General features: G+C 71.7%; 13 protein-coding genes. 6 read left to right on the top strand and 7 right to left on the bottom strand.

Annotation, left to right across the window (positions count from 1 at the left end; genetic code table 11):
• Positions 1–56: 56 nt before the first annotated feature.
• Positions 57–404, top strand: a complete 348-nt coding sequence (locus tag KY661_RS24405; RefSeq protein ID WP_225412499.1) for a hypothetical protein — start codon at positions 57–59, stop codon at positions 402–404.
• Between the two features lie 23 nt (positions 405–427).
• Here KY661_RS24405 and KY661_RS24400 read toward each other — a convergent pair whose 3' ends face one another.
• Both KY661_RS24400 and KY661_RS24395 read right to left on the bottom strand, forming a co-directional pair.
• Positions 428–1,177: an enoyl-CoA hydratase gene (locus KY661_RS24400; RefSeq protein ID WP_225412498.1), complete on the bottom strand. Its 750-nt coding sequence runs from the start codon at positions 1,175–1,177 to the stop codon at positions 428–430.
• An 18-nt stretch (positions 1,178–1,195) separates the two neighbouring features.
• Complete coding sequence (locus tag KY661_RS24395) at positions 1,196–2,479, bottom strand: cupin domain-containing protein (RefSeq protein ID WP_225412497.1); 1,284 nt, start codon at positions 2,477–2,479, stop codon at positions 1,196–1,198.
• 242 nt (positions 2,480–2,721) lie between these two features.
• Between KY661_RS24395 and KY661_RS24390 the strand changes: the two genes are divergently transcribed.
• Both KY661_RS24390 and orn read left to right on the top strand, forming a co-directional pair.
• Positions 2,722–3,408 (top strand): phosphoribosyltransferase family protein, encoded by a 687-nt coding sequence (locus KY661_RS24390; RefSeq protein ID WP_225412496.1) that lies wholly within the window; start codon positions 2,722–2,724, stop codon positions 3,406–3,408.
• 30 nt (positions 3,409–3,438) lie between these two features.
• Complete coding sequence (orn, locus tag KY661_RS24385) at positions 3,439–3,999, top strand: oligoribonuclease (protein ID WP_225412495.1); 561 nt, start codon at positions 3,439–3,441, stop codon at positions 3,997–3,999.
• 9 nt (positions 4,000–4,008) lie between these two features.
• On the opposite strand, the gene KY661_RS24380 is transcribed toward orn, so the two are convergent.
• From KY661_RS24380 to KY661_RS24365, 4 genes are all read right to left on the bottom strand, one after another.
• Entirely contained in the window at positions 4,009–4,377 is a 369-nt protein-coding gene (locus KY661_RS24380) for a response regulator (RefSeq protein WP_075008854.1), read from the bottom strand.
• A gap of 122 nt (positions 4,378–4,499) precedes the next feature.
• The gene (locus tag KY661_RS24375; protein WP_225412494.1) at positions 4,500–5,144 is read right to left on the bottom strand and encodes a DUF2378 family protein; all 645 of its coding nucleotides are present in this window, start codon (positions 5,142–5,144) and stop codon (positions 4,500–4,502) included.
• A gap of 44 nt (positions 5,145–5,188) precedes the next feature.
• Positions 5,189–7,528, bottom strand: coding sequence for a GAF domain-containing protein (locus KY661_RS24370; RefSeq protein WP_225412493.1), 2,340 nt, complete (start codon positions 7,526–7,528; stop codon positions 5,189–5,191).
• Positions 7,529–7,716: 188 nt separating this feature from the next.
• On the bottom strand, positions 7,717–8,175 hold the full coding sequence (locus KY661_RS24365) for an FKBP-type peptidyl-prolyl cis-trans isomerase (RefSeq protein ID WP_225412492.1): 459 nt from the start codon (positions 8,173–8,175) through the stop codon (positions 7,717–7,719).
• A gap of 157 nt (positions 8,176–8,332) precedes the next feature.
• Here KY661_RS24365 and KY661_RS24360 point away from each other — a divergent pair, with 157 nt between their 5' ends.
• The 3 genes from KY661_RS24360 (at position 8,333) to KY661_RS24350 (ending at position 10,419) form a co-directional block, all read left to right on the top strand.
• Entirely contained in the window at positions 8,333–9,427 is a 1,095-nt protein-coding gene (locus KY661_RS24360; protein WP_225412491.1) for a GRAS family protein, read from the top strand.
• Positions 9,424–9,924, top strand: coding sequence for a CinA family protein (locus KY661_RS24355; RefSeq protein WP_225412490.1), 501 nt, complete (start codon positions 9,424–9,426; stop codon positions 9,922–9,924). The genes KY661_RS24360 and KY661_RS24355 overlap by 4 nt, the downstream gene beginning before the upstream one ends.
• A gap of 105 nt (positions 9,925–10,029) precedes the next feature.
• Positions 10,030–10,419, top strand: coding sequence for an STAS/SEC14 domain-containing protein (locus KY661_RS24350; RefSeq protein ID WP_075008784.1), 390 nt, complete (start codon positions 10,030–10,032; stop codon positions 10,417–10,419).
• A gap of 24 nt (positions 10,420–10,443) precedes the next feature.
• On the opposite strand, the gene KY661_RS24345 is transcribed toward KY661_RS24350, so the two are convergent.
• Positions 10,444–12,546, bottom strand: a complete 2,103-nt coding sequence (locus KY661_RS24345; RefSeq protein WP_225412489.1) for an ATP-binding domain-containing protein — start codon at positions 12,544–12,546, stop codon at positions 10,444–10,446.
• Positions 12,547–12,650 lie beyond the last annotated feature (104 nt).

The following is a 12,650-nucleotide window of genomic DNA, read 5'->3' as shown; positions in this document are numbered from 1 at the left end:
TCCGGCCAGGGAACCCTTCGGTCCCTGCCGGCTGTTGCTCCATTAGGAGGCAACGCATGGCCGCGCGGATGAAGAGGAGAGGCGGGTGGACGGTGGGCGCGGTGCTGGCCCTCGGGTGGCCGGTGCTGGGGCTTGCCGCGGCGCCTGGGGTGCGGCCGCCCTCCCTCACCCCGCTGGAGGAGTCACTCCGGTTCACCCCGGAGGGCCGGTTCGTGGAGGAGCGGCAGCCCGTCCTGGGTTACCTGCGTGCCACCCCGGAGGGCTGGCAACTGGCCTTCCCTCCGGGCGGGGTGCTCCCGGTGGGGACTCAACCGGTCCCCACCCAGACGGTGGATGCGGCGCTGGAGAGCTTCCCCTCCAACCTCATCTATCCCCATGCCACCCTGCTCCGGGTGGATTTCTAGGGCCGCGGCCCGCCTGAGGGCGGCTACTTCTTGCGGTTCATGAAGGCCATGAGGGCCTCGCGCGCCTCATCGGAGTGCAGGCGCTTGACGAACTCGGCGCCCTCCCGGCGCAGCGTGCCGTTCACCTCGCTGCGCATGGAATCGCGCAGCAGGCTCTTGGTCACCTGGAGCGCGCCCAGGGGCTTGGCGGCGAGGGCCTGGGTGCGTTCGGCGGCCACTTCGGCGAGCTGGGCGGCGGGCACCACCCGGTTGATGATGCGGGCGCGCAGGGCCGTCTCCGCGTCGAAGGGCTCGCCGAACAGCAGCAGCTCCGAGGCGAGCGCCATGCCCGCCTGGCGCGGCAGGAGCACGCTGGAGGCGCCCTCCGGGCACAGGGCCAGGTTGATGAAGGGCATCGCGAAGCGCGCCCGGTCCGAGGCGAGCACGTAGTCACAGTGCAGCAGCATCGTCGTGCCGATGCCCACCGCGGGTCCGTCCACCACGGCCACCAGCGGCTTGGCCAGGTCCACCAGCGTGCGCAGGAAGCGGAACACCGCCGAGTCCTCGCCCGTCACCGGGTGCTCGACGAAGTCACCGATGTCGTTGCCCGAGGTGAAGACGCCGCCGGCGCCGGTGAGCACCACCACGTGAATGGCGGGGTCGGCGTCGGCCTGGCGCAGCGCCTCCGTCGCGGCCTCGTACATGGCGTGGGTGAAGGCGTTCTTCTTCTCGGGCCGGTTGAAGGTGAGGGTGCGGACCTTCCCGGTGTCTTGTGTCAGCAGGGTGTTGGACATGGCCCCGCACCCTATCACTCAGAGGTTCACGCCGGTGGCCCTCTTGAGCCGCATCGCCCGGAGCACCTCCTCGTCGTGGGCGAGGCGCGTGAAGCCGTGGTCCGTCACCCGGAGCAGCGTCAGCGCCTCCGGGCCCAGGCTGCGCGCCTGGTTCGGGGCCCAGCGGGGCACGAACACCGCATCCCCCGGCTTCACCTCCACCTCGGTGCCGCGCACGTGCACGCGGCCCAGGCCCTCCATCACCACGAGCAGCGCCTCGTGCGCGTGCTCGCGCAGCTCCGTGGCGTGGCCGGGCGCCACCCGCACCAGGTGCGTCTCCAGCACCTCCGTGGTGAACGGCACCCGGTCCACGGAGAAGCGGATGCCCTCCTCCTCGTGCGCGTACTGGTAGAAGGACAGCACCTGGGAGAAGTCCTCCAGGTGCAGGGTGCGTGGGTCTGGGTGCTCGGGAGTGAGCGGCACCCCGTCCTGGATGCGCTCCAGCAGCGGCCGGAGCCGGCGGTGCTGCACCGCCTCGAAGAGCCCCTCCAGGAAGTTGCCGTGCAGGTGCAGCGCGCGCTCCATGGCGCCCAGGCACATGTCGGCCCAGCCCGGCTCGTGCGCGTGCGAGAGCACCAGCGCCTCCAGGCTGCGGAGGCGCGCGGGGCTCGCCGCCATGTGCCAGTAGAAGAAGGGCAGGTGGCGGTCGGACACGTTGGCCTGCAGGAGCCCGTCCACGAAGATGCTGTAGAGCCGGGGCACCAGCGCCTCCAGGCCCATCGCCACGAAGGCGCTCGCGCAGGCCTGGGGCGCGCCCAGGCACGCGTCCAGGCACTCCCGGACGAAGTAGCGCGTGGCGTCCTGGAACTGGATGCGGTCCGCGTTCACGCCCAGCCCGTCGCGCAGGAAGCGGTGGAACAGGGCCGAGGGCCGCTTCTCCGGCGCCATCCCCATCTCCTCCCACAGCGTCTGCGTGAGCCGCGCGCGCTCCGGCTCCGTCTCGCACTGGGCCATCAGCGCGTGGAGAAAGCGCGGGGAGGTGCCGAGCAGCAGCGCGTACTGGGAGAAGACGAGCGCGTAGTCCTCGCGCGCCAGGTGCCCCCGGCGGCAGGCCTTCAGCAGCGGGCTGTCCCAGAAGGGGTGCGCGGCGAGCTTCACGTGCAGCTGCTCCACCAGGGCCTCCGCCGTCAGCGCCGGCACGGCCGTCAGGCTGGGGGGACGCGGCGGCGGTGAGGGGCGAAGTGTGCTCCCGGACTCGAGCACCCCAGGCTGGGTCATCACCGAGGTGAGGGAGAGGACCGGACCGGCGGACGGCTGGCTCATGGCGGTACCCGGGGAAGCTGGAGATTTACAGTCTGTCCATACTGCGCATGGTTACAGGACAGGCAAGCCCAAGGGGCCTTGTCCCAAAGCCGTATGGGACTGTCCGCCGGCGCGCCCTGAGGGGTGAAGCATCCGGGCAGGGGGGCTGTTGCTTGTCCTTCTGGGCCCATGTGAGGCCCGGGCGCTGCGCGGGGCGAGCGCAAGGTGCAGGTTGGAGGTGGAGCAGCCACGGGGGAGTACCCATGCGGTTTCAAGACCGGGCGGAGGCGGGGCGGCGGCTGGCGATGTTGCTGAGGCCCTACCGCGATGAATCCATGCAGATCTTCGGCCTGGGCGGCGGCGGGGTCCGCGTGGGCTATGAGGTGGCGCGCGCGCTGCGGGTGCCGCTGGACATCTGGGTGGCCCGGCAGGTGGATGCGCCCGCGCAGCCCGGCCTGGGGGTGGGCGCCGTCTCCGAGGGGGAGGGCTTCTTCCTGGACGTGGACGGGGTGCGCGCGGCCTCGGCGCCCGCCGCGGAGCTGACGCGGTGGATGGATGCCCAGGCGGGCGAGGTGGCCCTGTGCGCGCAGCGGCTGCGCGGGCCGCACGCGCGCCAGGTGCCCACGGACGGCACGGTGGTGCTGGTGGCCGAGGGCATCGCGGCGGGGGATCTGCGCATTCACGCGGCCCTGCGCGGGCTGCGGCGGCAGCGGCCCCGGCGGCTGTTGCTGGCAGCGCCCGCGGGCATGGCGGGCGAGCTGGAGCGGCTCCGGGTGGAGGCCGACGAGGTGCTGTGCGTGCAGTTCACCTGGGATCTCGCCTGCGTGTCGCAGGCCTACGAGGCGTTCCCCCCGGTGCTGGCCTTCGAGGTGCGGCAGCTGCTCAGCCAGGCGCGGCTGTGGGCCCCCCAGGTCCGGGAGGGGGGGCTGGAGGGCGGCAGGTGGATGTGACGCACAAGCCCGTGTATAGCTCCGCGCCACATGACTTCGCCTGCTCCCTGTTTTGTCTGGCTGGACCTCGAGATGACGGGTCTGGATCCGGAGACCTGCGCCATCATCGAGATTGGCGTCATCATCACCGGGCCTGATCTCGTCCCGATCGCGGAGTTCGAACGCGTCATCTGGCAACCGGAAGAGGCCCTGGCGCGCATGGAGCCCGTGGTGAAGGAGATGCACACGCGCAATGGGCTGCTCACCCGGGTGAGGGCCTCCCCCACGTCCCTGCGGGTGGCTGAGCGGGAGGTGATGGAGCTGGTGTCCTCCCACTGCGCGGTGGGCGAGGGCATCCTGTGTGGCAACTCCATCCACACCGACCGGCGGTTCCTCATGCGGTACATGCCCATGCTGGAGCGCTTCCTACACTACCGCATGGTGGATGTGACGAGCCTCAAGGTGCTCACGCGCGCCTGGTACCCGCAGGTGTTCGAGCCGCGCAAGCCCCCCGCGGGGCACACGGCCCTGGCGGACATCCGCTCGAGCCTCACCGAGCTGTCGTTCTACCGGGACACCTTCTTCCGGCCGAACCCCGGCGCCGTCGGCTGAGCGCCCCGCTCAGGTGCTGGACTCCGGCTCCGGCAGGTGCTTCTGGAGGGTCTCCAGCAGCACCTCCAGCTCGAAGGGCTTGGCGAGCGTGGCGGAGGCGGCCTGGCGCTCCTCGTCGGTGATGCGGCCGGCGCTCATCACCACCACGGGCAAATCGTGCAGCGAGGGATCCTGCCGCACCCGGCGCAGCAGCTCCCGGCCGTCCATCACCGGCATCATCAGGTCCATGAGCATCAGGTCCGGCCGCGCGGCGTGCAGCCGCTGGAGGGCCTCCTCGCCGTTGAAGGCCGCCTCCACGGCGTACCCTTCGTCGGAGAGGATGTCCTGGAGTGCTTCGACGATGGCGGCTTCGTCGTCCACGAGCAGCAGGCGCTTCACCATCGGATGGGTCCACCAGGGCTGTCCACTTCGCTGCCTCCGCCTTGCAGGCTAGGTCCGGTTCCGGTCCAGGGAAGTGGCTTGTCCACGGGGTGTCCGGAAGCAATCGTTCAGGCCCGGGCTCATGCGCGGGGCGGGGCGGGGGGCGCGGGCAGGGGTTGCGCCTGGGAGAGGCTCACCCGGTAGACGTAGCGGCTCTCCAGGGGCGCCGCGGACGTCACCAGGGCGACGGGCGCCCGGGCGCCGCCCACCTCCACCAGCTGCGCGATGATGCCGCGCAGGAAGTGCGGGTCCATCAGGCGCCGCTGGCCGTGCAGCGCCAGGTAGTCGGGGAGAATCTCCGCCGTCAGCTCCACATCCCCGTTGGGCAGGTCCACCGCGTGGGCCCGCGCGTAGTTGATGGCGGTCTGCAGGGCGCGCGTCATGTGGGCCAGCAGCTTGCGGGGCCCCCACACCCGGGCCATGCCGAAGAGCGCCTTGCCCATGGCCGTGGCGCCGAAGCCCTCCAGCGACCGGCGCCCCATGAGGTACCAGGCCTCGTCCCGGGGCCGGTCCGGGTAGAGCACGTCCGCGCAGATGCGGATGGCCTCCACCAGCACCGTGAGCGGGTAGGCGCTGCTCAGCGGCTGGTCCACGTCCACGCCGGCACCGAGCAGCCGCCGCCGGGCCTCCGCATCCAGCCGGCCCTTCATGGCGTGCAGGAGCAGTCCCTCCATGATTTGATCAAAGGCGACGGGCTCCTTGCGGGGCGGGGTCTCGGGGGGCATGGCGCGCGCGCGTTTCTCCAAGGACACTTCGCGCCGGGAGCCTATCAGGTGCTGGCGCGGCGGGGCAGGCGCACCGTGAAGGTTGTCCCGCCCTGCTCGCTGGAGGCCACCTCGATGCTGCCCCCGTGGCCCGCGAGGATGGCGCGGACGATGTACAGCCCCAGGCCGATGCTGCGGTTGGGGAGCGCCTCGCCGGGCAGCCCCCGGGTGAGCGGCTCGAAGAGCCGGGGCAGCAGCTCGGCGGGGATGGGCGCGCCCTGGTTGTGCACCTCGAGCCGGGCGCCGTCCGCCTCCCCGAAGGTGCTCACCCGCACGGGCGTGTGGGCGGGGCTGTAGGCCAGCGCGTTGCCCAGCAGGTTGGTCAGCACCTGGGCAATGCGGTCCGAGTCCCATTCACCCCACCCCTCGCCGCTCGACTCCACCTGGACGTGGCGCCCCGGGTGGGCCAGCAGCACCTCGTCCACCACATGGCGCGTCACCTCGTGCAGGTCCATGGGGTGGCGGTTCAGGGGGATGCCGGTGCCCAGGCGCGCCTGGGTGAAGTCCAGCAAGTCTCGGATGAGGCGCGTGGCGCGCTCGCCCGAGGAGGCGATGCGCTGGGCGGCGCGGCGCTGGCGCTCGTCCAGGCCAGGGTGCGCGAGGAGCATGCCGGCCGCCATGGAGATGGCGCCCAGGGGGTTGCGCAAGTCGTGGGACACGATGCCGATGAGCTGCTGCTCGAACTCGGTCCGGCGGCGCAGCTCCTCCTGGGAGCGCAGCTGCTGCTGGAACAGGCGCGCGTTCTCGATGGACATGGCCGCCTTGCCGGCCAGCTCCTCCATGAGCCGCAGCTCCTCCGGGGTGAAGGCGAGGCCCGGCGCGGAGCGCGCGGTGGCCAGCGTGCCGATGATGCGCCCCTGCGCCCACAGGGGCACCACGAGGCACGTCTGCAGGGGGATGCGCTCCAGCGAGACGCGGTACTCCGGCTGGAGCCGGGCGCTCAGCTCCGCGGGGGACACGGTGGGGATGAGCACGGAGAGGCCCGTCTGGGCCACCTCGCCCAGGAGCCCCTCGCCCAGCCGCACGGGGTGCTCCTCCAGGAGCCGCAGGAGGAACGCCTGGTGCCCGGGCTCCACGTGGCGCACGGAGACGAGCTCCATGCGCTGCCCGTCCTCGGACAGCAGGTGCAGGATGCTGGAGTCCCCCATGTGCCGCACCACCTGGTGCGAGATGGCGTCGAACAGTGCGGGCAAGTCCCGGTTGGCGGCGCTGAACGCGTCGGTGGCCTCGGCGAGCACCTTGAGGCGCGCGGCGGCGTTGCGCACCCGCTCGTGCGCGAGCCGCTCCTCGTCATACAGGCGCGCCCGGTCGATGGCCTGGGCGCTGATGTGGGCCACGGCGTTGAGGAAGGCCCGGTCGTCCTCGCTGAAGGTGCGCTCCTGGGGGAACCCCAGCCCGAGCACGCCAATGGCCTGGCCCTTGACGATGAGGGGCAGGGCCGCCAGGGAGGGGAAGCGCAGCGAGCCGGCCAGCGAGGGGTAGCGCGCGAGGCCCTCCGTGTGGGAGGACAGCCACTGGGGCCGGCCTTCCCGCACCGCCTCGGTCAGAGGCTGGGAGGAGGACAGGGGGATGCGCTCCAGCGCCGTCCGGGCCTCCGGGGTGTAGCCCACCGTCTCGATGAGCTCCAGCTCCCGCCGCGACGGGTCCAACAGGCACAGCGAGGTGGCGTTGGACTCCATCGTCACCAGGCCGTGCTCGAAGAGCGCCTGCACCACCTGGGCGACGGAGGTGGCCTCCGCCAGCAGCGAGGTGAGCGTCTGCAGCCGGGCGATGTAGTCCGCCGAGCGCGTGGCGGCCTCGCGCGCCTGGGCCTCCTGGTGGCGCAAGAGCTCCGCCTGGCGCCGCACCTGGCTCTGGGCGCGGAACAGCTCGATGAAGACGCTGACCTTGGAGCGCAGCACCTCGGGCGACAGGGGCTTGCGCAGGTAGTCCACCGCGCCCTGCGCGTAGCCGGCCAGCACCTCCGTCTCGTCCTGCCCGTGGGCCGTCAGGAAGATGATAGGGATGTTGCGCGTGCGCTCGCGCTGCTTGATGAGCGCGGCCGTCTCGTACCCGTTGAGGCCCGCCATCTGGACATCCAGGAGGATGACGGCGAACTCCTGGGCGAGCAGCAGCCGCAGGGCCTGCTCACCAGAGGGGGCCTTGGTCAGCCGGACGCCCAGCGGCTCGAGGATGGCCTCCAGGGCCACCAGGTTCGCGGGGTGGTCGTCGACCAGCAGCACGCCTGGCTCTTCGCCCTGTTGACGCGCGCCGCCCGGCACCGGCGAGGCCGGAACCCTCGCGGAGGCCGGGCCTTGCGCAGGCCAGCCGCTCAGCCACGGCTGGGGACGCACGGCGGACGACATCTTCTTTCCAGGCTGGAGCAACGACGGCCTTTCCTTCCTTCTCACCAGGAGCATACCCGCCACGCCTTGCGGGCGAAGGAAGCAACATCCCAGGAAGGCTCGAACTGACGAAAGGGCCCTGCCGCCCGCCGCTCTTGCCTGGACGTGCGGCGGCCGGCCCAGCAGGTGCTCCGAGCCGGAAAGGACGCTCAGGGAATGGAGATGAGCTCCACGTCGAAGACGAGCACCGACTGGGGGGGAATGGCCCCGACGCTCCGGCTTCCGTAGCCCAGGGAGGAGGGCAGGACGAGGCGGCGCACCCCGCCCACCTTCATGCCCGGGATGCCCTGCTCCCACCCGGCGATGACATCCCCCCGGCCCGGGGTGAAGGAGAACGGCGTCCGGTTGCGGCTGCTGTCGAACTGACTGCCGTTGGGCAGCCAGCCCGTGTAGTGCACCGTCACGGGACGGCCACTGACGGCCACCGCCCCGGTGCCCTCCGGCTTGTCCTGGAGGTAGAGCCCGCTGTCGAGCCGCTGCATGGCGGCCAGGTCCACGCCGAGCGCGGGGGCATACGTCACTTGCGTGGGGTCTCCAGCGCCGGGCGCGTTCTCCTCCCCACATCCCAGCAACCACACCAACGGAAGGGCCAGCAACAGACGGGTCATCGGAACCTCAGGGCAGCGGCAGCGCCGCGGAGAAAGGAACGCACCAGGGGGCCCCCACGGGCCCCTTGGAGGGAACGCGAGGGGCTGGTTAGACTGCTTCATATTCGAGGAGGCGGCAGGTTACCCGCTCCCTCTTCCGAGGGTGGAGGAGCTGGGTGTGAACTCACCGAAGTTCTCGTTGCTCGCTCAGGGGCTGGAGCACGTGCTGGCGGGCCGTCTGGACGAGGCGGACCGGACGCTCGCATCGCTCCGGGCACGGCTGGATGTGGACGCGCACGCCGAGGACATGCAGTACCTCCTCTTCGCCGCGGCGCTCTCGAAGCGCCTGGGCGGCGAGTCCGCCGCGGAGTTCAACCTCTACCGGCGCCGCTTCGAGCAGTCGCAGATTGGCCTCTTCAGCCTGCTGTCCTCGAAGCTGCCGTTCGTCTCCATGTCGAGCGCCATCGCCAACGAGATGCTGACGGGCTTCATCCGCGGGCACGAGGCCGTCACCCTGCTGGATGTCGGCATTGGCCGGGGCCTGCAGGAGGTGGCGCTGCTGCACCGGCTGGCCGAGGCGGATGCGCTCCCCCAGCGCCTCCACGTCTTCGCGGTGGAGCCGGATCCGGACTCCCTGAACACGGCGCGCGAGGCGCTGAGCGCGGCGGCGCAGCGGCTGGGGGTGTCCTTCGGCTTCCACGGCGTTACGTGCGTGGCGGAGGACATGACCGAGGAGCACTGGCGGCTCCTGGAGAGCCTGCCAGGGTGCCGGCTCGCCACCGCCTCCTTCGCGCTGCACCACATCGCCGAGCGCCCCGCGCCCGCGCCGGATGCGCGCGAGGGCTTCTTCCAGCGGCTCGCGCAGTGGGCCCCCGCGGGCGTGGTGCTGTGCGAGCCCAGCTCCAACCACCACCGGGTGGCCCTGGGCGAGCGCTTCCAGAACGCCTGGCGCCACTACGGCTTCATCTTCCAGCTCCTGGAGGAACTGGACATCTCCCGGCAGGAGAAGAACGCCATCAAGCTGTTCTTCAGCCGCGAGGTGGAGGACATCCTCGGCACCGAGGAGGAGACGCAGCGCTCGGAGCGGCATGAGCCCGCGGGCGCCTGGCTGGGGCGGCTGGAGCGCACCGGCTTCCAGCCCACGTCCGGGCTGGAGAAGCCCTGGCCCGCCGCGCACCCGGCCATCGCCGTGCGCCCCCACACGGGGTACGTGGGGCTGGAGTACCGCGAGGAGACCATCGTGGCCATCCTCTGCGCCCGCGCCGCGGCATGAGCGCCCCTGCCGGGCTGGAGGCGCAGGCCCGCGCGGTGCTGGCGCGCTGCCGCGAGGCCCGGGTGCGGCTGGCGCTCGCCGAGGCCTGCACCGGGGGGCTCATCGCCGCGAGCCTCACGGAGGTGCCGGGCGCCTCGGCCGTGCTGGAGCGCGCCCTCGTGCCCTACTCCAACGAATCCAAGGAGGAGCTGCTGGGGGTGCCCGGGGCGCTGATGCGTGAGCACGGCGCCGTCAGCGCGGAGGTGGCCCGGGCGATGGCCGAGGGGCTGCTGGCCCGGGCCCCCGTGGCGCTGGCCCTGGCCGAGACGGGCATCGCCGGCCCCGGGGGCGGCTCCCCGCTCAAGCCGGTGGGGCTCGTCTTCCTCGCCCTGGCCCGCCGAGGGGGCGCGTCCGTGGTGGAGCGGCACGTTTTCCCGGGAGATCGGGCTGCCATCCGCCAGGCGGCGGCGGCGCGCGGGCTGGCCCTGTTCCTTGAGGGTTTGGCCGAAAAGTCGTAGAGAAAGCGCGCGGAGCCTACATTCCCGTCCGGATACCGTCTTGCCGGTTGTGGAAAGTAAAGTGAGCCCTTACCCCTTCGTCAGACGGTGAGCGGGAGGATCGAAGTGTACGAACTCCAAATCGACAGGGGACACGCCATCGTGGACTTCATCCTCGATGGCTACATCCGCGTGGAGGAGATGCAGCGCTTCGTGGCGGATCTGCGGGTGGCGACGCAGAGCCTCACGGGCCGGGAAATCAAGATCAAGGCGGACCTGCGCACCTTCAAGCCCGCCTCGCCCGAGGCGGCGCAGATGATTCGCGAGGTGCAGGAGTTTGGCCTGCGCTCGGGCGTGAAGCGGGTGGCGGAGCTGGTGGAGAGCCAGATTGTCGCGCTGCAGCTCAACCGCCTGGCCCGCGAGAGCGGCACGGACAAGATTCTGCGCCGCTTCTGGGAAGAGGCCTCCGCGCGCCAGTGGCTCATCCACGGCGACACGGACGACGACAAGCCCTGAGGCCCCCCCGCCGCGTTGCCCCCCTCACGGGCTGGGCAGCAGGCGGGAGCGGAGCCCCGAGGAGACGACCCAGAGCTGGTGTGAGGTGCGGGTGATGGCCACGTGGAGCTTGCGCCGCGTCTCGTCCGACTGGGGCCAGGCGCGCGCCGTGGCATCCGGGAGGATGACGTAGTCGAACTCCAGCCCCTTGATGCTCTCCACGTCCGTCACGTCCACGCCGGGCTCGAACGTGAAGCCGCCGTCCAGCACGAGCCGCACCGCGCCCATGTCATCCACCACCTTATAGAAGGAGCGCGCCGCCTCGGGCGTGCTGGCGATGACGGCCACGGAGGCCCGGGGCTCGCGGTCGAGCAAGTCTTTCAGCGCATCCCGCACGAACAGCCACGCCTGGGCCTCTTCCGGGAAGTGGTGGAAGCCCACCGGCACCCCCTCGCGCCCCATGCGCGGCGCGGCCTCGGGCGCGAGCGCGCCGAGCACGTGCCGCGCCAGCTCAATCACCGGCCGGGGGCAGCGGTAGGACACCGAGAGCCGCACGGTGGCCGCGTCCTGGATGCCCAGCTCCGCGAGCGCCGCGGGCCAGCCGGCGAAGTTGGAGGAGGTCTGCTGCATCTCGTCGCCCGCGAGCGTGCAGCTGCGCGTCTTGCCGAGCTGGCGGCCCAGCACCGACAGCTCGAAGAGCGAGAAGTCCTCCGCCTCGTCGATAACGGCGTGGGCCAGCGGCTCCAGCCCCAGTTGCCCGTGGCGGGCCTTGAGGAAGAGCAGGAGCGGCAGGTCCTCCACGTCCACGGTGTTGGCCAGCGAGTCCGGCGTGGAGTCCTCGATGGCCAGCCCGTCCACCGTCTGCATCGCCTCGGCGTCGTACCCCTTGTACTCCCGGGCGAGCGGCGTGGCGATCTGCAGCATGGTGTGGCGCACCGTGTCCTCGACGGCGGGCCAGGACACGTCCTCCTTCGAGGCCGTCACCACCTCTTCGAGCAGGGTACGGTCCGTGAGCAGCTCCGCGAGCTTGCGGCGGAGCTGCTTGAAGCTGGGGTCCTTCAGCTTCTTCTTGCTCAGGCGCTTCTCCAGCGCGGGCCGCAGCGCCGGGTGGCGCTTGAGCTTGGAGGTGAGGGCGGGCTTGTCCGGTGACAGCGCGATGGACTTCACCCCGAACGCCGCACAGGCCGAGGCGTAGGCCCACGCATCCAGCGTCTCCACGGACACGTTGCGCAGCTCCAGCGGCGCGAGCAGGCGCTTGGACAGCCGCGCCAGCCCCTCTTCGGGCACCACCACCTTCATGCGCGAGGGGGCCGAGGCGGCGCGCAGCTCGTACGTCACCTGCGCCAGCCGGTGCAGGGCCACCGTCGTCTTGCCACTGCCGGCGCTGCCCAGCACGAGCAGGGGCTTGTCCGCGCCCGTCTGCAGCGCCTCGAACTGCTCGGTGTCGAGCTGCGCGGTGATGTCGAACCGGGCCGCGCGCCCCGCCTGGCCGCTGCCCGTGCCGAGGCTGCCGGCGCGCACCGCCGTGCCCGCCCCGCCCGAGAGCGAGGAGGTGGCCAGCGCGCCCACCTCGTGCCATTCGCCACTGGCCGCGCGCTCCAGGTGCAGCGCGCCCGCGCGGATGCGGGTGAGCACCCCGCGCTCGATGACGACGAGCCGCCGGGCCTCCACCACGCCCTCGGACAGCCGCTCGCCGAACCACTCCTCGTAGTCGTCGCCCTCCGCGTAGCCGTAGAAGACGCGCGCCACGGGGGCGAAGCGCCAGTCGATGATGCGCACGCCGCTCTGCGCGTGGGTGAAGGTGGTGCGCCCCAGGAGGTACTCGTTCGTGGCCCCCTCGTGCTTGCGCAGCCGCAGGTGCGCGAAGTACGGCGTGTGGGGCGAGGGCAGTTGCGAGGACTCCTTGCGCTCCAGGATGGCCCGCTCGGTGTCCATCTGCTGGAACAGCGCGGGCAAGTCGCTCTCCACGGCGGAGCTGGCCTCGTCCCGCAGGCCCGTGAGCCGCGCCAGCGCCTCGCCGCGGCCCCGCTCCCGGCCTGCCTGCTGGCGCGCGGACTCGATGGCCGCGAGCACCCGCTGCAGCAGCGCCTCCTCCTCGGCGATGAGGGCCTGTGCCTGCTCGCTGAGGGCTCCGGTCGGCTCGTTCATGGCGGAGCAAGGTGCCGCCCGCGGTGCAAATGGTCAACCCCTTGGATTTCCTGGGGGATTTGTTAGTTTACCGGTGCGCGGATCCAGCCTTGCTCCCGGGCGCG

The sequence above is a fragment of the Allostigmatella hybrida genome (assembly GCF_020103775.1).
In the GTDB taxonomy this organism is placed as follows: Bacteria; Myxococcota; Myxococcia; order Myxococcales; family Myxococcaceae; genus Hyalangium; species Hyalangium aurantiaca.
This window is presented reverse-complemented; position numbering and strand designations above follow the sequence as displayed.